Consider the following 23260-nt stretch of genomic DNA (forward strand, 5'->3'; position numbering starts at 1 on the left):
CTCGGCGCCCTGGGCGTGGTGGGCTCCCGACGCCGGAGGTCGTGACCGGTCCGACCGCGCGCAGGACGGTCAGTCGGCGAGCTCGTCGGCGGACAACTCCTCGGCGACCTCCTGGCGGACCCGCACCCACAACGCGTCGACCTGCGCCCGCAGCTCCTCCTCGGTGCCGGTGCCGTCCAGGACGATGTCGGCCGCGGCGAGGCGGACCTCGTCGTCCGCCTGAGCGGCGACCCGGGCCTGCGCGTCCTGCGGCGTCATCGACCGGGACGCCACGAGCCGGGCGCTCCGCTGCTCCGCGGGTGCGTGCACCACCACGAGCAGGTGGAAACCGCGGTCCTGACCGGTCTCCACGAGCAGGGGGACGTCGTGGACCACGACGACTCCCGGGTCCGCGGCCCCCGCGGCCGCTTCCCGCTCGGCCGCCAACCGGCGCACCTCAGGATGGATGATGCCCTCCAACCGGGAGCGTGCGGCGTCGTCGTCGAAGACGACACGGCCCAGGGCCGCCCGGTCGAGGCCGCCGTCGGCGTCCAGCACACCGCGTCCGAAGGCCTCGGCGACCTCCTCCAGCCCGACGGACCCCGGCGCGACCGCCTCCCGTGCCAGGACGTCGTGGTCGACGACCACGGCACCCAGCTCGCCGAGACGACGTGCGACGACGGACTTGCCCGCGGCGATGCCGCCCGTGAGACCCAGTCGGAACATGGGGACCATCCTGCCCGCACCGTAGGCTTCCCGCCATGAGCATGAACCGGCCGGCCGGGGGCCGACCCCTGGGCGGAGGCATGGGCGGACCGATGCGGTCGTTCCTGCAGGACCGTTCCGTCCGTGACCGACGCCTCGGTCGGGACACGCTGCGGCGCATCCTGGCCTTCGCCCGCCCCTACCGTGGGCACCTGACGGTCTTCGTGGTGCTCCTGGTGCTCAGCGCCGCAGCCGGGGCGGCCACTCCCCTGGTCTTCCGCCGGATCATCGACGACGGCATCGCCACCGGCGACCGCTCCCTCGTGCTGACCATGGCGGCGCTCGCCGTGCTGCTCGCCCTGGCCGTCGCCGCGCTCTCGCTGGCCGAGCGGTGGGTCTCCGCCGTCGTCGGCGAGAACCTCATCGTCGACCTGCGCACCGCCGTGTTCGACCACGTGCAGCGCATGCCGCTCGCGTTCTTCTCCCGCGCGCGCACCGGCGCGCTGGTGCAGCGCCTCAACGGCGACGTCCTCGGTGCCCAGCAGGCCTTCACCTCGACGCTGCAGACCGTCGTCTCCAACGGGCTCACCATCGTCTTCACCCTGGCGGCGATGTTCGTCATGTCCTGGCAGCTCACGCTGCTCTCGCTGGTGCTCGTGCCCGCGTTCGTGCTCCCTGCCCGCTGGTTCGGACGCCGGCTCGCGGCCCTCGCCCGCACCGGGTTCGAGCTCGACGCCGACGTCGGGCAGACGATGAACGAGCGCTTCAACGTCGCCGGTGCCCACCTCGCGAAGGTGTTCGGAGACCCCGACCGGGAGTCCGCGGCCTACGCCGAGCAGGTCGGTGCGCTCCGCGACGTCGGGGTGCGCCGCGCCCTGTACTCGACGTGGTTCCGGGTGGGGCTGACCACGCTCGCCTCGGTCGCCATCGCGACGGTCTACGGCCTCGGCGGCCTGCAGGCGATCTCGGGCCAGATCACCGTCGGTACCGTCGTGGCCCTGACGGCCTATCTAGGCCGCCTCTACGGACCGCTCACGGCGATGTCCAACGTGCAGGTGGACGTCATGACGGCGCTGGTGAGCTTCGAACGCGTGCTGGAGGTCCTCGACCTGCGTCCCGGGATCGCCGAGCCGGAGCACCCCCAGGATCTGCGCCGCGCGGTGGCGACCCGCGGGGCGGACGTCGAGCTCGACCACGTCGGCTTCCGGTACCCGCGGGCGGACGAGGTCTCGCTCGCGTCGTTGGAGTCCGTCGCCGCCGCACGCAAGGACCCGACCTCGGACACGCTGACCGACGTGACCTTCACCGTTCCCGCCGGGTCGATGGTCGCCCTGGTGGGGCCCTCCGGAGCCGGCAAGACCACGTTGTCGCAGCTCGTCTCGCGCATCTACGACCCGACGTCGGGTGCCGTGCGCATCGCGGGCACGGACCTGCGGGACGCAACCGCTGCCGCCGTCCGTCAGACCGTCGGTGTCGTGTCGCAGGAGGCGCACCTGTTCCACGACACGATCGCGGCCAACCTGCGTTATGCCCGGCCGGAGGCCACCGACGAGGAGCTCCACCGGGCGCTGCGCCGGGCACAGGTCTCCGACCTGGTCGCCGCGCTGCCCGACGGGCTGGACACCGTCGTGGGTGACCGCGGGTACCGGCTCTCCGGCGGCGAACGCCAGCGGCTCGCCATCGCTCGCCTGCTGCTCAAGGCGCCGGACGTCGTCGTGCTCGACGAGGCGACGGCGCACCTCGACTCCGAGTCCGAGGTCGCCGTGCAGGCGGCGCTCGAGACCGCACTGAGCGGACGCACGTCCCTGGTGATCGCCCATCGGCTCTCGACCGTGCGCCACGCGGACCACATCGTCGTCCTGGACGCCGGCCGTGTCGTCCAGCAGGGGACGCATGCCGAGCTGCTCGCCGCCGGCGGGCTCTACGCCGAGCTCTACCGCACGCAGTTCGCCGACCGCACCGTCGGCTAGGTCCCGTCCGCGGTTCCCGGCACGGCCGGGAACCTGCCCGCCGTCCGCGACCGGCCCCGCGGATCGACGGGAACGACGACGGCCCGCCGCCCCCGGAGGGACGGCGGGCCGTGGACCGGACCGGGCGGCCGCAGCAGCGGCCGCCCGGGAGCGATCAGTTGCCGGTCAGCTTCTCGCGGAGCGCGGCGAGCGCCTCGTCCGAGGCGAGGGTGCCGCCGTTGTCCTCCTCCGGGGCCGGAGCGGCCGAGGAGTAGGACGAGCTCGCGGTCGAGCTGGAGCTGGAGACGACGTCCCCGGCCGCGGCCTCGGCGTCGGCCGAGAGGGCCGAACGCACCTGCTCGCGGTGCGACTCCCAGCGGGCGTGCGCCTTGGCGTACTCCGCCTCCCAGGCCTCACGCTGCGTCTCGAAGCCCTCGAGCCACTCGTTGGTCTCCGGGTCGAAGCCCTCCGGGTACTTGTACTCGCCGTTCTCGTCGTAGTCGGCAGCCATGCCGTACAGGGCCGGGTCGAAGTCCTCGGACTCCGGGTCCATGCCCTCGTTGGCCTGCTTGAGCGACAGCGAGATGCGGCGACGCTCGAGGTCGATGTCGATGACCTTGACGAAGACCTCGGCACCCACCTGGACGACCTGCTCGGGCAGCTCGACGTGGCGGACCGCCAGCTCGGAGATGTGCACCAGACCCTCGATGCCGTCCTCGACGCGGACGAACGCACCGAACGGCACCAGCTTGGTGACCTTGCCGGGCACGACCTGGCCGATGGCGTGCGTGCGGGCGAAGGTCTGCCACGGGTCCTCCTGCGTCGCCTTCAGCGACAGGGAGACGCGCTCGCGGTCGAAGTCGACGTCGAGCACCTCGACCGTGACCTCCTGGCCGACCTCGACGACCTCGGACGGGTGGTCGATGTGCTTCCAGGACAGCTCGGAGACGTGCACGAGGCCGTCCACGCCGCCCAGGTCGACGAACGCACCGAAGTTGACGATCGAGGACACGACACCGGGGCGCACCTGGCCCTTCTGCAGCGTCTGCAGGAAGGTGGAACGGACCTCGGACTGCGTCTGCTCGAGCCAGGCGCGGCGCGACAGGACCACGTTGTTGCGGTTCTTGTCGAGCTCGATGATCTTGGCCTCGATCTCCTTGCCCACGTAGGGCGCGAGGTCGCGGACGCGGCGCATCTCCACCAGGGAGGCGGGGAGGAAGCCACGCAGGCCGATGTCGAGGATGAGGCCGCCCTTGACGACCTCGATGACGGTGCCGGTGACGACGCCGTCGTCCTCCTTGATCTTCTCGATCGTGCCCCAGGCGCGCTCGTACTGGGCGCGCTTCTTGGACAGGATGAGGCGACCCTCCTTGTCCTCCTTCTGGAGGACGAGAGCCTCGACGGCGTCGCCGACGGTGACGACTTCGCCCGGGTCCACGTCGTGCTTGATGGAGAGCTCGCGCGACGGGATCACGCCCTCGGTCTTGTAACCGATGTCGAGGAGGACCTCGTCGCGGTCGACCTTGACGATCGTGCCTTCGACGATGTCACCATCGTTGAAGTACTTGATGGTCGAGTCGACGGCGGCAAGGAAGTCCTCCTCGGTGCCGATGTCGTTGACGGCAACCTGGGGCGCGGACTTCGTGGTGGAGATGGTCATTGAGTGGATGCTCCGATGTGGACAGGGCGTAGTGACGGACAGGGTCTTGGCGCAGCTTCCCGCGGCCGGCCTCCGGGTCCCGGAGACCGGGAAACGCCGACGGCGCCTGGATCTGGGGCGGAGGTCGCACGCTCACAGGCGCACTGCACCAGCAGCCATCTTAGCGACGCAGGACGCACAGGGTCAACGCGACCGACAGCGCCCCGCCGAGATCCCTGTCACGCGAGCGTACCCGCCACCTCCAACAGGTCGGACGGCACCTGCTTGACCTTCCCGGCGATCTCGGCGAGCGGCACCAGGACGACCTCGTCGCCGCGCAGCGCGGTCATCACCCCCGAGGCCCCTGCCGAGACGGCGTCCACGGCGGCCACGCCGAAGCGGGAGCCCAGGATCCGGTCGGACGGTGTCGGGGTGCCGCCTCGCTGGACGTGGCCGAGCACCGTGACCCGCGTGTCGAACCCGGTCCGCTCGGCGATCTCGGCGCCGAGGCGCTCGCCGATCGCACCGGCGACGATCTCGCCGAACGGCCCGAGCTGTGTCTGGTAGGTCATCGACGAACCCTCCGCCGGCACGGCCCCCTCGGCCACGACGATGATCGAGAAGCTGGCGTGCGCCCGGTGCCGGTGCCGCAGGAAGCGCACCACCCGGTCGATGTCGAACGGCTCCTCCGGCGCGAGGACCAGCTCCGCGCCCCCCGCGATCCCCGAGCACGCCGCGATCCATCCGGCGTGCCGGCCCATGACCTCGACGATCATGACCCGGTTGTGGCTCTCCGCCGTGGTGTGGATGCGGTCGACCGCCTCCGTCGCGATCGTCACCGCCGTGTCGAAGCCGATCGACCGGTCGGTCCCCCAGACGTCGTTGTCGATCGTCTTGGGCACGGCGACGATCCGCACGCCGGCCTCGGCCACCTTGCTGGCGGCGTGCAGGGTACCGTCGCCGCCCACGCAGATCAGTGCCTCGATCCGCTCCTCCTCCAGGGTGGCCAGCACCGCGTCGATGCCGCCGTCGTCGGCATGAGGGTGGTAGCGCGCCGTCCCGAGCAGGGTGCCTCCCGTCGCGAGCACGTTGCGGATGTGCGGACGGGTCAGCGGCATGACGTCGCCGTCGGCCAACCCGCGCCACCCGTGCCGGAACCCGACGACGGTGTGCCCGTGCTCGCCCTCACCACGCTTCACCACGGCACGGATCGCAGCGTTGAGGCCGGGGACGTCCCCGCCTCCGGTCAGCAGTCCTACACGCACGGCGTCTCCTGAGGGGTCGGTCACGGGCGGGCACGCCGAGGCTACCGAGGACATGTGTCGCCCAGGTGTCCGGTGACACGATGTGGACGTGAACGCGACCTGGTTCGGCTACCGCGACCTGTCCCGCGACGACGATCCCGCACGCCGGTGGTGGGACGTGAACGCCGAGGAGTACCTCGAGGACCACGGGGCGTTCCTCGGCGACGCCGGATTCCGCTGGGGGCCGGAAGGGCTCACCGAGGCGGAGGCCGGGCTCCTCGGCGACGTCGAGGGCGCGCGGGTCCTGGAGGTCGGCGCCGGCGCGGCCCACTGCTCGCGATGGCTCGTCGGGCGGGGCGCCCGGGTCGTCGCCAGCGACGTCGCCCCCGCGATGCTCGACGCGGCCCGGCGGATCGACGCCCGCACCGGGACGACGGTCCCGCTGGTCGAGGCCGACGCCCGTCGACTGCCGTTCGCCGACGCCTCCTTCGACGTGGCCTTCACCTCCTTCGGCGCGATCTCGTTCGTCCCGGACCCCCACCGCGTCCACGCGGAGGCCGCACGCGTGCTGCGCGACGGCGGCCGGTGGGTCTTCTCGGTCACGCACCCGCTGCGCTGGGCCTTCCCCGACGACCCGACACGGCGTGGCCTGACGGCGGAACGCTCCTACTTCGACCGCAGACCCTACGTCGAGGCCGACGAGGGCGGCCGGGTGGTCTACGCCGAGCACCACCGCACGCTGGGCGACCACGTGCGCGACCTGACCGCGGCCGGTCTGCGGCTGCGCGACGTCGTCGAGCCGGAGTGGCCCGCCTGGAACGACCGGACGTGGGGCGGGTGGGGGCCGGAACGCGGGGCGCTCCTGCCCGGGACCGCCGTATTCGTGACGACGAAGGACTGACGTCCGTCCCTGGCCGGCCCGGCCCGTCAGTGCGCCGCGTCGTGCCAGGTCTGGCCCGAGCCGACGGAGACGTCGAGCGGCACGTCGAGGTCGACCGCGGAGCCCATCTGGCTCCGCAGCACCTCCTCCACCTCGGCGCGCTCGGCGGCGACCACCTCCACCACCAGCTCGTCGTGCACCTGCAGCAGGAGCCGCGACCGCAGACCGCGCTCGTCCAGCTCGCGCTGCACCCCGAGCATCGCGAGCTTGATGATGTCGGCCGCGCTGCCCTGGATCGGCGCGTTCAGCGCCATGCGCTCGGCCATCTGGCGACGCTGCCGGTTGTCGCTCGTCAGGTCCGGCAGGTAACGGCGCCGGCCGAGGATCGTCGCCGTGTACCCGGTGGTGCGGGCCTCGGCCACGACGCCCGTGAGGTAGTCCCGCACCCCGCCGAACCGGGTGAAGTAGTCGTCCATGAGGCCCTGGGCCTCCCCGGTGGAGATCGTGAGCTGCTGGGACAGCCCGAAGGCGCTCAGGCCGTAGGCCAGCCCGTAGCTCATCGCCTTGACCTTGGCCCGCATCTGGGGCGTGACGCCGGAGGGGTCGACGTCGAAGACCCGGGACCCCACGTACCGGTGCAGGTCCTCCCCCGAGCGGAACGCCGTGATGAGCCCCTCGTCCCCCGACAGGTGGGCCATGATCCGCATCTCGATCTGGCTGTAGTCGGCCGTCACGAGCTCGTCGTACCCCGTGCCCACGCGGAAGGCGCGTCGGATGCGCCGGCCCTCCTGGGTGCGGATCGGGATGTTCTGCAGGTTCGGGTCGGTGGAGCTCAGCCGGCCGGTCGCGGCGATCGTCTGCTGGAACGTGGTGCGGATGCGGCCGTCCGGCTGCACGGACTTCAGCAGACCCTCGACCGTGGTGCGCAGCCGCGCGGCGTCGCGGTGGGCCAGCAGGTGGGCCAGGAACGGGTGCTCCGTCTTGGTGAACAGGTCCTGCAACGAGGCGGCGTCGGTGGTCCAGCCGGTCTTGATCTTCTTCGTCTTCGGCATCCCCAGCTGGTCGAAGAGCACCTCCTGGAGCTGCTTCGGGCTGCCCAGGTTCACCTCCCGTCCGATGACGTCGTAGGCCTCCGCGGCCGAGGCGGCCACCGCCTCGGCGAACGACCGCTCCAGCCCCTCGAGGAACTCCGTGTCGGCGGCGATCCCGGCGGCCTCCATCCGGCCCAGGACGGCCGACAGCGGCATCTCGACGTCGTCCAGCAGGCTCCGGGCACCGCGGTCGTCGAGACCGCCGTCGAGGGTGTCGGCGAGGTCGCGGACCGCCACCGCCCGGGCGGCCGCCTCGGAGCCGGGCGCGGCGGAACCCAGCTCGAGGTCGAGCGCGCCCTGGGCATCGTCCGGCGCGGCGGACAGGTCCCGGCCGAGGTGGCGCAGCACCAGGTCGGCCAGGTCGTAGCCGCGCTGGTCCGGGTAGCACAGGTACGCGGCGAGCTCGGTGTCGAACGCGACCCCGGCCAGCTCGAGGCCACGGGCCCTGAGCATGTGCCACGCCGCCTTCGCCCCGTGCACGGCCTTCGCCGCTCCGGAGTCGGCCAGCCAGGCCGTCAGCGCCGCCTCGTCGTCCGCCGACACGTCCGCCAGGTCGACGACGACGGCGCTCGCCGGACCGTCCGCGCTGCCGGTGGCCACGGCCACCTGCCAGGCGTCACCGGATCCCGGACGGGCGGTGCCCACCACCTCGAGCCCCAGCCGGCGTCCGGACCGCTCGGCCAGCCAATCCGCGATCGATCCCTCGTGCACCTGGACCTCGACACCCCTCGCCGGGGTCTCCTCGGAGCTCTCCCCCGCGGGATCCACCGCCAGCAGCCGGTCACGGAGCGCGCCGAACTGCAGCGTGTCGGAGACGCGGTGGACCGCTTCGCGGTCGAACCCCGCCAGGGCCAGCTCGTCGACCCCGAGCGGCAGGGCGACGTCGGTGAGCAGGGCGTTGAGCTCGCGGTTGAGGCGGACCTGCCCCGCGTGCTCGCGCAGCGCCTCTCCGCGCTTGCCCGTGACCTCGTCCTGGCGTTCCAGGATCTCCTCCAGACCCCCGAACTGCGCGATCCACTTGGCGGCGACCCCGGGCCCCACGCCCGGCACGCCCGGCAGGTTGTCGCTGGTCTCGCCCACCAGCGCCGCGAGGTCGGGATAGCGCTGCGGGGTGACCTTGTACTTCTCCTCCACCGCCGCGGGCGTCATCCGGGCGAGCTCCGAGACGCCCTTCTTCGGGTACAGCACGGTGACGTCGTCGTCGACCAGCTGCAGCGCGTCCCGGTCGCCCGAGCACACCAGGACCTCCATCCCGGCCTCCCGGCCCTCGCGGGCGAGCGTCGCGAGGATGTCGTCGGCCTCGATGCCCTCGCGCTGCAGGGCCGGGACCCTCAGCGCCTCGAGGACCTCGTGGATCAGCGGCACCTGCGAGCGGAACACGTCGGGGGTGGCGTCGCGGGTCGCCTTGTACTGCTCGTACCGCTCGGTGCGGAACGTGACCCGACCGGCGTCGAACGCCACGGCGAGATGCGTCGGCTGCTCGTCGCGCAGCAGGTTCGTCAGCATCGAGAAGAACCCGTAGACGGCGTTCGTGACCTGGCCGCTGGTCGTGGCCAGGGTGTCGGGCAGGGCGTAGAACGCCCGGTAGGCCATCGAGTGACCGTCGATGAGGAGGAGCCGCGCTCGCTCGTGCTGTCCGGTCCCGGTTCGCGCTGAGGTCGTCACGAGTGCCAACCTACAGTCCATGACCGACACGAGACCGCCCCATCCCCGGACCCCCGACGAGTGGCAGGCGGCCGCCGTGGGCACGCTCCTGGAGCGCACCGGCATCGCGCTGGGAGAGGTGGGCCCCGATCGCGCCACCGGCAGCATGCCCGTGGCCGGCAACACCCAGCCCGCCGGCCTGCTGCACGGCGGCGCCACGGCGGCGCTGGCCGAGACGCTCGGTTCGGTGGCGGCACAGGTGCACGCGGGCCCCGACCGGGCCGCGGTCGGCATCGAGCTCAGCATCACCCATCATCGCGGGGTGCGCGAAGGCACCGTGCACGGCACCGCGACGGCCGTGCACCAGGGGCGTTCGACCGTGTCCTACGAGATCGTGGTGGTCGACGACGTCGGCCGTCGTGTGGCGACGGCTCGCCTCACCTGCATGGTGCTCGAGGCGCGCTGAACCCTCAGGAGGCGCTCGAGGTCGGCGTACGACGCTCGTCGAGACCTGTCGCGGCCTGCTGCGCCTGGAAGGCTCGCAGGTCCACCGGGCCGGTCGGCAGTCCTGCCTCCCGGGCACGACGACGGCGGGCCACGAGATCCTCGATCGCCGCGCGGGTGGCCTCCCGCCGGCGTCGGGCGCCGTCCCGACGTCGGATCACCGTCGACCCCGTGGCGGCGGGCTCCTGCGCCAACCGCCGTTCCAGCGCGGCGACCGCGACGACACGATGGCCGGCGGCCGGGGCGAACCCGAGTCGCGCCAGGAAGCGGTGCATCTCCCGGTCGCCGAGCGCCGGTGCGCAGTAGATGTTCTCGGCCCCGGCGCGTACCGCCGTCGCGAGCGCGGCACCCAGCAGGGCCCGACCCACGCCGCGACGCCGGGACGTGGGGGCCACACCGATCGCGTCCACGGACAGGCTCGGGGTCGCGGCGAAGAGGTGGGGGCCGATCACCCGTTCGAGCAGGAAGCCCACCACGGAGCCGTCCTCCCGGGCGACGAGGACCTCGCCGCCGGACGCCAGCAGCACACTCAGGTGCTCGCAGAGCCGTGCCGGGTCGGCGGTCGCCACGTTTCCCGCGTCCGGACCCAGCCCGACGGCCAGGTCAGCGACCTCGCGCAGGTCGTCCGCGGTGGCGGTCCGCACCTCGACCACTGCACGCATCGACAGCTCCCCTCGACGGCGCTCGACGTGACCCGGCGTGACAGGTCACGAAAAGATCACGACTCCCTGGCGACCATAGCGGCCACCAGGGAGTCGCACAACGTGTCTCAGGCACCCACCTGGTCGATGACCGCGTCGGCGACCTCACGCATGGTCAGCCGGCGGTCCATGGACGTCTTCTGGATCCACCGGAAGGACTCCGGCTCGCTCAGGCCCATCTTCGTCATGAGCAGGCCCTTGGCGCGGTCCACGCGCTTGCGCGTCTCGAACCGGTCCTGCAGGTCCGCGACCTCGGACTCCAGGGCGCCGATCTGCTGGTAGCGGGAGATCGCGATCTCGACCGCCGGCAGCAGGTCCGCCGGCGTGAAGGGCTTGACGACGTAGGCCATGGCACCGGCGTCCCGGGCACGCTCGACGAGCTCGGTCTGCGAGAACGCCGTGAGCAGCACGACCGGCGCGGCGTGCGCCTTGCCGATGCGCTCCGCCGCCGAGATGCCGTCGAGCTCGGGCATCTTGACGTCCATGACGACGACGTCGGGCTTGAGCTCCGTGGCCAGGTTCACCGCCGTCTCACCGTCGCCGGCCTCGCCCACGACGTCGAATCCCGCCTCGCGGAGCGTCTCGACGACGTCCATCCGGATCAGGGCCTCGTCCTCGGCGACCACGGCACGCCGCGCGGGCTTCGAGACGGGGGCCTCGGGCTTCGTCTCGGTGTCCTCGTCGATGAGCGGGGGCAGGTCGAGGGGCAGCTTCTCGTCGGTCACGCCTCACATCGTAGTCCCCACAGCCCCAGGTCGCGCACATTTCCCCGGCCGCACGGATGTGACCGTCCGCACCCCCGCCGTCGTCCGGACCGGTTGGGCGCAGGCCCGTCGGGTGTGGTTCGATGAGGCCGCGCGCCCGCCCCGGTAGCCCAACCGGCAGAGGCAATCGGCTCAAACCCGATCCAGTGCGGGTTCGAATCCCGCCCGGGGCACGCACGACGAAGGGCCCGGCCCGCCACGACGGCGGTCCGGGCCCTTCGCACGTTCAGCGGTGCGCCGTCACTCGGCGATCGCGTGGACGTCGTGGTGGCTGCCCACCTTGTGCACGAGGATCGAGTTCGTCGTGCCCGGGACACCCACCGGCGCACCCGAGACGATGACCACGCGGTCCCCCACCTCGGCGACGCCGTTGGCCTGGAGCGTCTGGTCGACCTGGCCGACCATCGCGTCCACCGACTCGACCTGCGGCACCTGGTAGGTCGTCGTGCCCCAGGTCAGCGCCAGCACGTTGCGCACCGACTCCACCGGGGTGAAGGCCAGCAACGGGATACCGGAACGCAGACGGGACATCCGCTTGGCCGAGTCGCCCGACTGCGTGAACGTGACGAGGTACTTGACCCCGAGGGCGTTGCCGATCTCCGCCGCCGCGCGGGTGATGACCCCACCGCGGGTGTGCGGGGTCGAGCCGAGGGGGGCGATGCGCTCGCGGCCCATCTCCTCGGTCGACTCGATGATCGAGGCCATGGTCTGGACGGTGATGATCGGGTAGTCACCCACCGACGTCTCGCCGGAGAGCATCACCGCGTCGGCGCCGTCGAGGATCGCGTTGGCGCAGTCGGAGGCCTCGGCACGCGTCGGACGCGGGCTCGTGGTCATCGACTCCAGGACCTGGGTGGCGACGATGACCGGCTTGGCGTTCCGGCGGGCCATCTCGACGATCCGCTTCTGGACCAGCGGGACCTGCTCCAGCGGCATCTCCACGGCCAGGTCGCCACGAGCCACCATGAAGCCGTCGAACGCGTCCACGACCTCCTCGAGGTTGTCGACCGCCTGCGGCTTCTCGATCTTGGCGATGACCGGGACGACCCGGCCCTCCTCCTCCATGATCTGGCGGACGTCGTCGTAGTCGGCGGCGTTGCGCACGAACGACAGCGCGATGAGGTCCGCGCCCAGGCGCAGCGCCCAGCGCAGGTCGTCGGTGTCCTTGTCGCTCAGGGCCGGGACCGACACGGCCACGCCCGGCAGGTTGAGCCCCTTGTTGTTGGACACCGGGCCCGGGACCTCGACCGTGGTCACCACGCGGGGACCCTCGACGGCGGTCACGCGCACGCGCACCTTGCCGTCGTCGATGAGGATCGGGTCGCCCACCCGGGCGTCCTGCGGAAGCCCGTGGTGCGTGGTCGAGACGAGCTCGCGCGTCCCGACGACGTCCTCGGTGGTGATGGTGAAGGTGTCACCCTCGTTCAGGAAGTGCTTCTCGTCGCCGTCGAACCGGCCCAGACGGATCTTCGGGCCCTGCAGGTCGACCAGCACGGCGACGTTGCGTCCCGCGTCCTTCGCCGCCGCGCGCACCCCGTGGTAGACGGTCTCGTGCTCCGACTGCTCTCCGTGGCTCCGGTTGATCCGAGCCACGTCCATACCTGCGTCGACCAGCTCCCGGAGCTTCTCCGGGGACGCCGTCGCGGGTCCGATGGTGCACACGATCTTCGCTCTGCGCATGTCTCCAGCCTCGTCGTCGTACGGCCCCGGTGCGACCGGGGCCGGGCCCGGGCGCCCGACGGCGCCCGGGATCGTTCTCATCCTCGCAGGGCGAACGTGCGCGGGCCCACCGGAGAGGGGAGCTCGGTGCTGCCCTGGAGGAATGCGTCCACGGCCGCGGCCGCGGCGCGGCCCTCGGCGATCGCCCAGACGATCAGCGACTGGCCACGCCCGGCGTCGCCCGCCACGAAGACGCCGGGCAGCGTCGTCGCGTAGTCGTCGCCGCGCCGGACCAGACCCCGGCTCGTCGTCTCGGCACCGGTCTGCGTGGTCAGGCCGTCGGTCTCGGGGCCGGTGAAGCCCATGGCGATGAGCACCAGGTCGGCCGGGATCTCCCGCTCGGTACCGGCCTTCGGGGCACGTCGCCCGTCGGGCAGGTACTCCGTCTCGGCCACCTTCAGGGTCCGCACCCGGCCCGCGTCGTCGCCGACGAACTCCACGGTCGAGGCCAGGAAGCTACGCTCCCCACCCTCCTCGTGCGAGCTCGACACCTCGAACAGGATCGGGTCGGTCGGCCACGGCTGGTGGTCCGGACGCTCGACCGGCGGCTTCTTGCCGATCGCGAGCGTGGTGACGCTGGCTGCTCCCTGACGCAACGACGTGCCCACGCAGTCCGAGCCCGTGTCGCCGCCACCGATGACGACGACGTGCTTGCCCGCGGCGTCCGGCGCACCCTCGACCGGGTTGCCGCCGACGGCCTTGTTCGACGGCGTCAGGAAGTCCATCGCGTAGTGCACGCCGTCCAGCTCCCGGCCGGGCAGCGGCAGGTCGCGGGGCACCGTGGCACCCGTGCAGACGACGACGGCGTCGAACCGACGGCGCAGCGCGTCCCAGGTGATGTCCACGCCGATCTCGACCCCCGCCCGGAAGCGGGTGCCCTCGGCCTCCATCTGCGCCATGCGACGGTCGATGTGGTACTTCTCCAGCTTGAAGTCAGGGATGCCGTACCGCAGCAGGCCGCCGATCGCGTCGTCCCGCTCGTAGACCACCACCGTGTGCCCGGCGCGCGTGAGCTGCTGGGCGACGGCGAGCCCCGCCGGCCCGGAGCCCACGACGGCGACGGTCGAGCCCGTCAGCCGCTGCGGCACCTGCGGGGTCACCAGACCGCGCTCGAAGGCCTCGTCGATGATCGAGACCTCGATGTTCTTGATCGTCACCGCGGGCTGGTTGATGCCCAGCACACAGCTGGTCTCGCACGGGGCAGGGCACACGCGCCCGGTGAACTCCGGGAAGTTGTTCGTCGCGTGCAGACGCTCGATCGCGTCCGCCCACTGCCCCTGGCGCACCAGGTCGTTCCACTCCGGGATGAGGTTCCCGAGCGGGCAGCCCTGGTGGCAGAACGGGATGCCGCAGTCCATGCAGCGGCCGGCCTGCTCCGTGAGGAACGGCTGGCCGTCCTGGCGGACGGCGTGCGTGTCGCGCCAGTCGCGCAGCCGCACCTCCACGGGTCGGCTCGGCGGCAGCTCTCGCTCCCGCACCTTGAGGAATCCACGGGGATCAGCCACGAGCCACCTCCATGATGCGCTCCCACAGCGTCGGATCGAAGTCGTCGCCCTCACCCAGGGGCGTGCCGGCGGAGTCGGCCTCGGCGAGCGCCTCGCGCACCTTCGCCCAGGCGGGCGGGACGACGCGGGAGAACCTCGCCCGGGTGCCCGGGTCGTCCAGCAGCTCGGCGGCCACCGGCGACCCGGTCTCGGCCAGGTGCTGCTCCAGCAGGGAGCGCACCCGGTCCCAGTCCTCGTCGGGCAGCGCGTCGACGACGAGCTCCCCCTTGGCCACGGCCGCGCCGTTCATGGCGGCGGGCCGCAGGTCCAGGACGTAGGCGACGCCGCCCGACATGCCGGCGCCGAAGTTCCGGCCCGTCGGACCGAGCACGAGCACCTCGCCGCCGGTCATGTACTCGCAGCCGTGGTCGCCCACGCCCTCCACGACGAGCGTCGCACCGGAGTTGCGGACGCCGAAGCGTTCGCCCACGCGACCGCGCAGCAGGATCTGCCCCGTCGTCGCGCCATAACCGATGACGTTGCCTGCGATCACGTTCGCGGCGCCCTCCAGCACGGCGGCCTTGTCGGGACGCACGACGATCCGGCCGCCCGAGAGGCCCTTGCCGACGTAGTCGTTCGCGTCGCCGAAGAGCCGCAGCGTGATACCCCGCGGGACGAAGGCGCCGAACGACTGCCCGGCCGAGCCCGTCAGGGTCACGTCGATCGTGTCGTCGGGCAGACCCTCGCCGTGGTACCGCTTGGTCACCTCGTGGCCGAGCATCGTGCCGACGGTGCGGTTGACGTTGCGGACCGGGACCTCGATGCGCACCGGGAGAGCGTCCTGCAGCGCGGGGCCGGCCTGGGCGATGAGCTGCTGGTCGAGCGCCTTGTCCAGCCCGTGGTCCTGGTCCTGGGTGCGGTGCAGGGCGGAGCCCTCCACGGCGGGCACCTGCTCCAGCACCGGCCCGAGGTCGAGACCCTGCGCCTTCCAGTGGTCGACCGCCTTGCGGGTGTCGAGCGCCTGGACCTGACCCACGGCCTCGTCGATCGACCGGAACCCGAGGGACGCGAGGTGCTCGCGCACCTCGGTGGCGATGTACTCGAAGAAGTTGATCACGAACTCCGGCTTGCCCGTGAACCGGCGCCGCAGCTCCGGGTTCTGGGTGGCGACGCCCACCGGGCAGGTGTCCAGGTGGCACACCCGCATCATGATGCAGCCCGAGACCACCATCGGCGCGGTCGCGAAGCCGAACTCCTCGGCGCCCAGCAGGGCAGCCACGACGACGTCGCGACCCGTCTTCATCTGCCCGTCGACCTGGACCGTGATGCGGTCGCGCAGGTTGTTCAGCACCAGCGTCTGCTGGGTCTCGGCGAGGCCGATCTCCCACGGCGTGCCCGCGTGCTTGAGCGAGGTCAGCGGGCTCGCGCCCGTGCCGCCGTCGTGCCCCGAGATGAGCACCACGTCGGCGTGCGCCTTGGACACGCCCGTGGCGACCGTGCCGACGCCGAACTCGGAGACGAGCTTGACGTGGACGCGGGCGGCCGGGTTGGCGTTCTTGGCGTCGTGGATCAGCTGCGCCAGGTCCTCGATCGAGTAGATGTCGTGGTGCGGCGGCGGCGAGATCAGGCCGACCCCCGGCGTCGAGTGACGCGTCCGGGCGACCCACGGGTAGACCTTGGGGCCGGGCAGCTGACCGCCCTCGCCGGGCTTGGCACCCTGGGCGAGCTTGAGCTGGATGTCGTCGGCCTGCGTCAGGTACTCGCTGGTCACGCCGAACCGGCCCGAGGCGATCTGCTTGACGCGCGAACGCCGCGAGGGGTCGTAGAGCCGCTCCGGGTCCTCGCCGCCCTCACCGGAGTTGGACCTGCCACCGAGCTCGTTCATCGCCACGGCGAGCGTCTCGTGCATCTCCTGGCTGATGGCCCCGTAGGACATCGCGCCCGTGTTGAACCGCTTGACGATCTCGCTGACCGGCTCGACCTCGTCGATCGGCACGGGTTCGCGCTCCGGCTCGAACCGCAGCAGGCCGCGCAGCGTCATGAGCCGCTCGGACTGTTCGTCGACCCGGCGCGTGTACTGGCGGAAGATGTCCATCCGGCCGGACCGCGTGGCGTGCTGCAGGCGGAAGACCGTCTCCGGGTCGAAGAGGTGCTCCTCGCCGTCCCGGCGCCACTGGTACTCGCCGCCCGTCGTCAGCCGCTCGTGCGGCGCGTGGTTGCCGGAGGCCGGGTACGCCTCGGCGTGCCGTGCCGCGGTCTCGGCGGCGATGACGTCGAGGCCGATGCCGCCCAGCCGGCTCGTGGTGCCGGTGAAGAAGTCGTCCACGAGCTCGTGGGACAGGCCGACGGCCTCGAAGACCTGCGCGCCCCGGTACGACATGATCGTCGAGATGCCCATCTTGGACATGACCTTCAGCACGCCCTTGCCGAGCGACGTGATGAGGTTCTTCACGGCCACGTCCGGCTGGACCTCGAGGTAGCCGCGCCGGGCGAGGTCCTCGACGGTCTCCATCGCCAGGTAGGGGTTGACCGCGGCCGCGCCGTAGCCGATCAGCAGCGCGACGTGGTGGACCTCGCGCACGTCGCCGGCCTCGACCACCAGGGAGATCCGCGTGCGGGTCTGGCGACGCAGCAGGTGGTGGTGGACGGCGCTGGTCAGCAGCAGCGACGGGATCGGCGCACGCTCGGCGTCCGAGTCGCGGTCCGAGAGCACGATGTGCGTCACGCCCGCCTCGATCTGCGCGTCGATCTCGGCGAAGATCGCCTCGAGCCGGTCCTGCAGCGCCCTGCCGCCGCCCGAGACGTCGTACAGGCCGCGCACGATGGCGGCACGGAACTCGCCCTCCAGACGCTCGTCCCGGTCGATCCGCACGATCTTGGCCAGGTCGTCGTTGTCGAGGACGGGGAACGGCAGGATCAGCTTGCGGGCGTGCTGCGGGGTGTCGTCCAGCAGGTTCGGCTCCGGGCCGATCGCCCCACCGATGGAGGTGACGAGCTCCTCGCGGATCGCGTCCAACGGCGGGTTCGTGACCTGCGCGAACATCTGCGTGAAGTAGTCGAACAGCAGGCGCGGACGCTTGGACAGCACCGCGACCGGCGTGTCGGACCCCATCGCACCCAACGGCTCCATGGCGTTGTTCGCCATGGGCGACAGGATGATCTTCAGCTCCTCGGACGTGTAGCCGAAGGCCCGCTGACGCCGCTGGACCGATGCCGGCGAGTGCGCGACGTGCTCGCGCTCGGGCAACGACTCCAGGCTGATCGAGTTCTGCTCGATCCACTCCGCGTAGGGACGCTGGGTGGCGAGCTGGGACTTGACCTCGTCGTCCTCCACGATCCGGCCCTGGGCCGTGTCGACGAGGAACATGCGGCCGGGCTCGAGACGCCCCTTGCGCACCACGGTCGACGGGTCGAGGTCGAGCACGCCCGCCTCGGAACCGAGGACGACCAGGCCGTCCTCGGTGACCCAGAACCGGCCGGGCCGCAGACCGTTGCGGTCCAGGACCGCGCCGATCAGCGTGCCGTCGGTGAAGGTGAGGCAGGCCGGGCCGTCCCACGGCTCGATGAGGTTGGCGTGGTACTGGTAGAACGCCCGGCGCGCCGGGTCCATCTCGGCGTGGTTCTCCCACGCCTCCGGGATCATCATCAGCACCGCGTGCGGCAGGGAGCGCCCGGACAGGTGCAGGAGCTCGAGCACCTCGTCGAAGCTGGCCGAGTCGCTGGACCCCTCGCTGCACACCGGCAGCAGGGAGGACAGGTCCCCGATCGCCTCGCTGGCGAGGCTGCCCTCGCGGGCGGACATCCAGTTCCGGTTGCCGCGCACCGTGTTGATCTCACCGTTGTGCGCGATGAGGCGGAACGGCTGGGCCAGCGGCCACGACGGGAAGGTGTTGGTCGAGAACCGGGAGTGGACGAGCGCGATCTCCGAGGCGTACCGCGGGTCGGACAGGTCGGGGAAGAACGGCTCGAGCTGCGCCGTCGTCAGCATGCCCTTGTAGGTCACGGTGCGCGCCGACAGCGACGCCAGGAACAGTCCCAGCTCGTTCTCGGCACGCTTGCGGACCCGGTAGGCCCGCCGGTCCAGCGCGAGACCGGACAGCTCGCCGGCCGGGTCGGCGACGACGACCTGACGGAACGTCGGCATGGAGGCACGTGCGGTCGGACCGACGAGGTCGGCCGTCACCGGGACGTCGCGCCATGCCAGCACGTCGAGCTTCTCCTCGGCCGCGATGGCGTCGAACCGGCGCGCCGCGGCGTCGGCCTCGGCGGCGTCCTGGGGCAGGAACGCCATGCCGATCGCGTAGTGCCCGGCGGGCGGGAGCTCGGTGGCGATCACGTCGCGGACGAACGCGTCGGGGATCTGCGTGAGGATCCCCGCGCCGTCGCCGCTGTGCTCCTCGGCACCCACCGCGCCGCGGTGGTCGAGGTTCAGCAGCGCGGTGAGTCCGGCATCGACGATGTCGCGCCCGGGGGTCCCGCGCAGCGTCGCCACGAACGCGACACCGCACGCGTCGTGCTCGGCCGAAGGGTCGTAGAGGCCCTGCGCTCCAGGGGGCGCGACCCAGTGCTGCGGCGTGGTCATCAACACCGTCCTCCTGCGCCCGCACGCGGGCACGTTGCTTGCAAGGTGGTTCGGGACGTCGTCGGCCCGTCGGGACTGGTCGGGTGAACGCGTTCCGGGGGTCGCCCGGTCGACGTCACCTCAGGTGCGCGACGCCGGGTCCTGGTCTGACCCGGTGGCCGACGCATCCGTGTCGGTCGTATCGGTGGCGTCCTCGCCGGTGGCGGACGGGTCCGCACCGGAAGGGCCGCCGTCGGTCTCGTCCTGCGCATCGCTGACCTGCTCGGCGCGGGGTGCACGCCCGGGCAGGGCGACACCGTCCTCGCGGCCCGGTCGCAGCCGACCGATGACGACGAAGGCGACGAGAGCACCCAGGCCCACGACGATCGACGTCCACACGTTCAGCCGCAGCCCGAGCACCGTCTCGGCGGTGTCGATGCGGAGCATCTCGATCCACACCCTGCCGAGGGTGTAGAGCGCGACGTAGGCCCAGAATACCCGCCCATGACCGAGCCTGTACCGGCGGTCGAGCCAGATCAGCAGAGCGGCCGCCGCGAGGTTCCACAACGACTCGTACAGGAAGGTCGGATGGAACAGGGTGCCCTCGGCGTACTGCACGCCCGTCGCAGGGTCCACCGGCAGGTAGGCGGCGTCGATCTCGAGCCCCCACGGGAGCTCGGTCGGGGAGCCGAAGAGCTCCTGGTTGAACCAGTTGCCGAGCCGGCCGATCGCCTGGGCGACGAGCAGGCCGGGCGCGAGGGCGTCCGCGAACGTGGACAACCTCACACCCATCCGACGGCAGCCGATCCAGGCACCCACGGCACCGAGTGCCACGGCCCCCCAGATGCCGAGGCCGCCCTGCCAGATGTACAGGGCCTGGACCGGGTCGCCGTTCTCGCCCCAGTACGGCTCGGGCGTGGAGATCACGTGGTAGAGCCGGCCGCCCACGATCCCGAACGGCACGGCCCAGAACGCGATCTCCAGCACGTCGTCCGGATCACCGCCCCGTGCCTTCCAGCGACGCATCGTCATCCAGACCGCCACGACGATGCCGGCGAGGATCGCCAGCGCGTAGGCCCGGATCGGGACCGGCCCCAGGTGCCAGACACCCTGGGAGGGACTGGGGATCGAGGTGGCGAGCAGCCCGGCGACGGTCACGAGTCCCCTCCGGCGGCGGCACGGGAGCGCGCGACGCCGTCAGCGAGCTCGGCGGTCACGGCGCGCAGGGCGTCCAGGCGCTGCGTCCAGGGATCCTCGGACAGCAGGGTGCGCACGAGCACCGAGCCCACGATGACGCCGTCCGCGTACCGGCCGACCTCGGCGGCCTGGTCCCCGGTGGACACGCCCAGACCGACGCAGACGTGCTCGGCGCCGGCGGCGCGGGTGTCGGCCACGAGCTGCTCGGCCCGCCGGCCCACGGCGGCGCGGGCGCCGGTGACCCCCATGGTCGAGGCCGCGTAGACGAACCCGCGCGAGGCGGTGGCCGTCATCCGCAGACGCTCGGGGGTCGAGCTCGGCGCCACCAGGTAGACCTTGTCGAGTCCGTGGGCGTCCGCCGCGGTGCTCCACTCGCCGGCCTCGTCGGGGATGAGGTCAGGGGTGATCATCCCGGCCCCGCCGGCGCCGGCGAGGTCCCGGGCGAACGCCTCGACGCCGTAGCGCAGCACCGGGTTGTAGTAGGACATCACCAGGGCCGGGACGGTGCCGCCGGACCGGTCGGCGACCGCCTCGACGACCGTCAGGACGTCCCGCACCCGGGCCCCGGCCACGAGCGCGGCCTCCGCGGCCCGCTGGATCACGGGTCCGTCCATCACAGGGTCCGTGTAGGGCACACCGATCTCGACGACGTCCACGCCGGCGTCGACCATGGCGGTGACCGCCTCGACGGACCGGGTGACGTCCGGGAACCCCACGGGCAGGTAGCCCACGAGCGCGGCGCGGCCCGCGGCCGTCAGCTCTGCGAGCCGGGCGGACGTCGCCGAGGTGGTCGCTGTCGGGCTCACCGGTTCCCCTCCACTCACTGGTCCCCCTCCGTGGTGTCCTCGTCGAGCAGGCCGAACCAGCGTGCCGCCGTCGCCACGTCCTTGTCCCCGCGGCCGGAGAGGTTGACCAGGATCACCTGGTCGGTGCGACCTGCGTCGACCATCCGGCGGCCCACGCGCAGGGCGCCGGCCAGGGCGTGCGCCGACTCGATCGCCGGGATGATCCCCTCGGTCCGGCACAGCACGCGGAAGGCGTCCATCGCCTCGGCGTCGGTCACGGGTTCGTACGTGGCACGCCCGATGTCGTGCAGCCAGGAGTGCGCCGGACCGACGCTGGGGTAGTCCAGGCCGGCCGAGACCGAGTGGCTGGGCCGCGTCTGACCGTCGTCGTCCTGCAGCAGGTAGGAGCGGGCGCCGTGCAGCACCCCGGGGGCGCCGCCGGAGAACCGGGCGGCGTGCCGCCCGCTCTCGATGCCTTCCCCGCCGGCCTCGAACCCGAAGAGCGCTACACCCTCGTCGTCCAGGAACGCGTTGAACAGGCCGAGCGCGTTCGACCCCCCGCCGACGCAGGCTGCCAGCGCGTCCGGCAGGCGCCCGACGCGCTCCAGGACCTGCGCACGGGCCTCGTCGCCGATGATGCGGTGGAACTCGCGCACCATCTCGGGGAACGGGTGCGGACCCGTCACCGTCCCGAGCAGGTAGTGGGTGTCGTCGACGTTGGTGACCCAGTCGCGCAACGCCTCGTTGATGGCGTCCTTGAGGGTGCGCGTGCCGATCGCCACGGGGACGACCTGGGCGCCGAGCAGCTCCATGCGCGCGACGTTCAACGCCTGCCGGCGCGTGTCCTCCTCGCCCATGTAGACGACGCAGTCGAGACCCAGCAGCGCCGCCGCCGTCGCGGTGGCGACACCGTGCTGACCAGCACCCGTCTCGGCGATCACGCGGGACTTGCCCATGCGCTTGACGAGCAGCGCCTGACCCAGCACGTTGTTGATCTTGTGCGAGCCGGTGTGGTTCAGGTCCTCACGCTTGAGGAAGATCCGCACGTCGCCGGGACGACCACCGACGTGCTCGGCGAACCGTGGCACCTCGGTCAGCGGCGAGGGACGGCCCGTGTACTCGCGGTGCAGGCGGTCGAGCTCGGTGGCGAAGGACGGGTCCTGCTGCGCCTTGCGGAACTCCGCCTCCAGCTCGTCGAGCGCCGCGATGAGCGCCTCGGGGACGTACCGTCCGCCGAACTGCCCGAAGTACGGGCCGTGGACGTCGGCCAGGTGCCCGACGTCCTCGTGGACCAGCGTCTCGGTCAGCGCGTCACGAACGGGCCGCTCGGGGCGCTCAGGCTGCTCGGGCACGGTCGCTCCTTACTGCTGCGGGAAGGGGGCTGGGGGGGTGGGACGAGGCGCGGCGGAACGCGCTCAGGGCTGCACGGCGGGGCGGACCGACCACAGCGACGGGTGCTGCCCCGCCGCGACCAAGTCCGCGACCGACCGTCGCGGTGCGCCGTCGGTGACGAGCGCCTCGCCCACCAGGACGGCGTGGGCACCGGCACGGGCGTACTCCATCACGTCGTGCGGGCCGCGGACACCCGACTCGGCCACACGGGCGACGCCGTCCGGCACGAGCGGTGCCAACCGGGCGAAGGTCCCCCGGTCCACCTCGAGCGTCTTCAGGTCCCGGGCGTTGACGCCGACGACCTTGGCGCCGGCGTCCAGGGCGCGGGACACCTCCTCGGCGGTGTGCACCTCGACCAGGGCGGTCATGCCCAGGGAGTGCACCCGCTCGACGAGCGAGGTGAGCACCGTCTGCTCGAGCGCCGCGACGATGAGGAGCACCACGTCGGCGCCGTGCGCCCGCGCCTCCCACACCTGGTACGGCGTCACGACGAAGTCCTTGCGCAGCACCGGGACGTCGACCCGGGCGCGCACGGCGTCGAGGTCGGCGAGGCTGCCGCCGAACCGGCGCTGCTCCGTCAGGACCGAGATGACCCCGGCGCCGCCGGCCGCGTACTCGGCGGCGAGGGCTGCGGGGTCCGAGATCGGGGCGAGAGAACCCTTGGACGGGCTCGAGCGCTTGACCTCGGCGATGACGGCGACCTTGTCCTCCGACATCAGCACGCTGCAGCACTCGAGGGCGCCCGGCACCTTGGCCGCGCGGTCCTTCAGGTCGTCGAGCGAGGTGCGTGCCTGACGCACGGCGAGGTCCTCACGGACTCCCGCGACGATGTCCTCCAGGACTGTCATGCTCTCCCCTCCCCCGGTCGTGGTCCTGCCATCGTAGGCCGGACTCGTCGTGAGGTTGACCACCGACCGCGCTTCGAGACGGCCGGAGCGCGCCCTGGCGCCGGATCCGACCCGCCGTCGGGTCACATCGTTATCCCCCCGTGACCACCTCCCGGAGCCCGGACGCGACGGTGC

16 protein-coding genes and 1 tRNA gene are annotated in these 23260 nt (G+C 72.1%); 4 read left to right on the top strand and 13 right to left on the bottom strand.

Annotated features, from left to right (window positions below):
• Nucleotides 1-69: 69 nt before the first annotated feature.
• A complete protein-coding gene (gene coaE, locus ACIQLL_RS09230) occupies nt 70-705 on the bottom strand; it encodes a dephospho-CoA kinase (protein WP_402465847.1) in 636 nt (211 codons plus the stop codon).
• Nucleotides 706-740: 35 nt separating this feature from the next.
• On the opposite strand from coaE, the gene ACIQLL_RS09235 reads away from it, so the two are divergent.
• The gene (locus ACIQLL_RS09235; protein WP_402465850.1) at nt 741-2654 is read left to right on the top strand and encodes an ABC transporter ATP-binding protein; all 1914 of its coding nucleotides are present in this window, start codon (nt 741-743) and stop codon (nt 2652-2654) included.
• 154 nt (nt 2655-2808) lie between these two features.
• Here the strand turns inward: ACIQLL_RS09235 and rpsA are convergent, their stop codons facing one another.
• Together rpsA and ACIQLL_RS09245 are read right to left on the bottom strand one after the other, a co-directional pair.
• Entirely contained in the window at nt 2809-4293 is a 1485-nt protein-coding gene (rpsA, locus tag ACIQLL_RS09240) for a 30S ribosomal protein S1 (protein ID WP_402465853.1), read from the bottom strand.
• A gap of 218 nt (nt 4294-4511) precedes the next feature.
• Nucleotides 4512-5537 carry a 6-phosphofructokinase gene (locus tag ACIQLL_RS09245; protein ID WP_402466285.1) on the bottom strand — a complete coding sequence of 342 codons (1026 nt, stop codon included), beginning with the start codon at nt 5535-5537 and terminating at the stop codon, nt 4512-4514.
• Between the two features lie 88 nt (nt 5538-5625).
• On the opposite strand from ACIQLL_RS09245, the gene ACIQLL_RS09250 reads away from it, so the two are divergent.
• Nucleotides 5626-6417 carry a class I SAM-dependent methyltransferase gene (locus ACIQLL_RS09250; RefSeq protein WP_402465855.1) on the top strand — a complete coding sequence of 264 codons (792 nt, stop codon included), beginning with the start codon at nt 5626-5628 and terminating at the stop codon, nt 6415-6417.
• Nucleotides 6418-6443: 26 nt separating this feature from the next.
• Here the strand turns inward: ACIQLL_RS09250 and polA are convergent, their stop codons facing one another.
• The gene (gene polA, locus ACIQLL_RS09255; RefSeq protein ID WP_402465858.1) at nt 6444-9173 is read right to left on the bottom strand and encodes a DNA polymerase I; all 2730 of its coding nucleotides are present in this window, start codon (nt 9171-9173) and stop codon (nt 6444-6446) included.
• Between polA and ACIQLL_RS09260 the strand changes: the two genes are divergently transcribed.
• Nucleotides 9172-9597: a PaaI family thioesterase gene (locus ACIQLL_RS09260; protein WP_402465861.1), complete on the top strand. Its 426-nt coding sequence runs from the start codon at nt 9172-9174 to the stop codon at nt 9595-9597. The two genes, polA and ACIQLL_RS09260, sit on opposite strands and share 2 nt — an antisense overlap.
• A 4-nt stretch (nt 9598-9601) precedes the next feature.
• Here the strand turns inward: ACIQLL_RS09260 and ACIQLL_RS09265 are convergent, their stop codons facing one another.
• Together ACIQLL_RS09265 and ACIQLL_RS09270 are read right to left on the bottom strand one after the other, a co-directional pair.
• Nucleotides 9602-10297, bottom strand: coding sequence for a GNAT family N-acetyltransferase (locus ACIQLL_RS09265; protein ID WP_402465864.1), 696 nt, complete (start codon nt 10295-10297; stop codon nt 9602-9604).
• A gap of 107 nt (nt 10298-10404) precedes the next feature.
• Nucleotides 10405-11022, bottom strand: a complete 618-nt coding sequence (locus ACIQLL_RS09270; RefSeq protein ID WP_402466287.1) for an ANTAR domain-containing response regulator — start codon at nt 11020-11022, stop codon at nt 10405-10407.
• Nucleotides 11023-11199: 177 nt separating this feature from the next.
• On the opposite strand from ACIQLL_RS09270, the gene ACIQLL_RS09275 reads away from it, so the two are divergent.
• Nucleotides 11200-11273 (top strand) — tRNA-Leu (locus ACIQLL_RS09275).
• 67 nt (nt 11274-11340) lie between these two features.
• Here ACIQLL_RS09275 and pyk read toward each other — a convergent pair.
• From pyk to trpC, 7 genes are all read right to left on the bottom strand, one after another.
• The gene (pyk, locus tag ACIQLL_RS09280) at nt 11341-12780 is read right to left on the bottom strand and encodes a pyruvate kinase (protein ID WP_402465867.1); all 1440 of its coding nucleotides are present in this window, start codon (nt 12778-12780) and stop codon (nt 11341-11343) included.
• Nucleotides 12781-12857: 77 nt separating this feature from the next.
• Entirely contained in the window at nt 12858-14324 is a 1467-nt protein-coding gene (locus ACIQLL_RS09285) for a glutamate synthase subunit beta (protein ID WP_402465870.1), read from the bottom strand.
• Nucleotides 14317-18885, bottom strand: coding sequence for a glutamate synthase large subunit (gene gltB / locus ACIQLL_RS09290; protein WP_402465873.1), 4569 nt, complete (start codon nt 18883-18885; stop codon nt 14317-14319). The genes ACIQLL_RS09285 and gltB overlap by 8 nt, the downstream gene beginning before the upstream one ends.
• Before the next feature lie 120 nt (nt 18886-19005).
• Nucleotides 19006-20022 carry a prolipoprotein diacylglyceryl transferase gene (lgt, locus tag ACIQLL_RS09295; protein WP_402465875.1) on the bottom strand — a complete coding sequence of 339 codons (1017 nt, stop codon included), beginning with the start codon at nt 20020-20022 and terminating at the stop codon, nt 19006-19008.
• Entirely contained in the window at nt 20019-20867 is an 849-nt protein-coding gene (gene trpA / locus ACIQLL_RS09300) for a tryptophan synthase subunit alpha (RefSeq protein ID WP_402465877.1), read from the bottom strand. The genes lgt and trpA overlap by 4 nt, the downstream gene beginning before the upstream one ends.
• A gap of 14 nt (nt 20868-20881) precedes the next feature.
• Nucleotides 20882-22141 carry a tryptophan synthase subunit beta gene (gene trpB / locus ACIQLL_RS09305; RefSeq protein ID WP_402466290.1) on the bottom strand — a complete coding sequence of 420 codons (1260 nt, stop codon included), beginning with the start codon at nt 22139-22141 and terminating at the stop codon, nt 20882-20884.
• Between the two features lie 120 nt (nt 22142-22261).
• On the bottom strand, nt 22262-23086 hold the full coding sequence (gene trpC, locus ACIQLL_RS09310; protein ID WP_402465880.1) for an indole-3-glycerol phosphate synthase TrpC: 825 nt from the start codon (nt 23084-23086) through the stop codon (nt 22262-22264).
• Between the last annotated feature and the right edge of the window lie 174 nt (nt 23087-23260).

It is taken from the genome of Isoptericola aurantiacus, assembly GCF_044769875.1.
Lineage (GTDB): Bacteria > Actinomycetota > Actinomycetes > Actinomycetales > Cellulomonadaceae > Isoptericola > Isoptericola aurantiacus.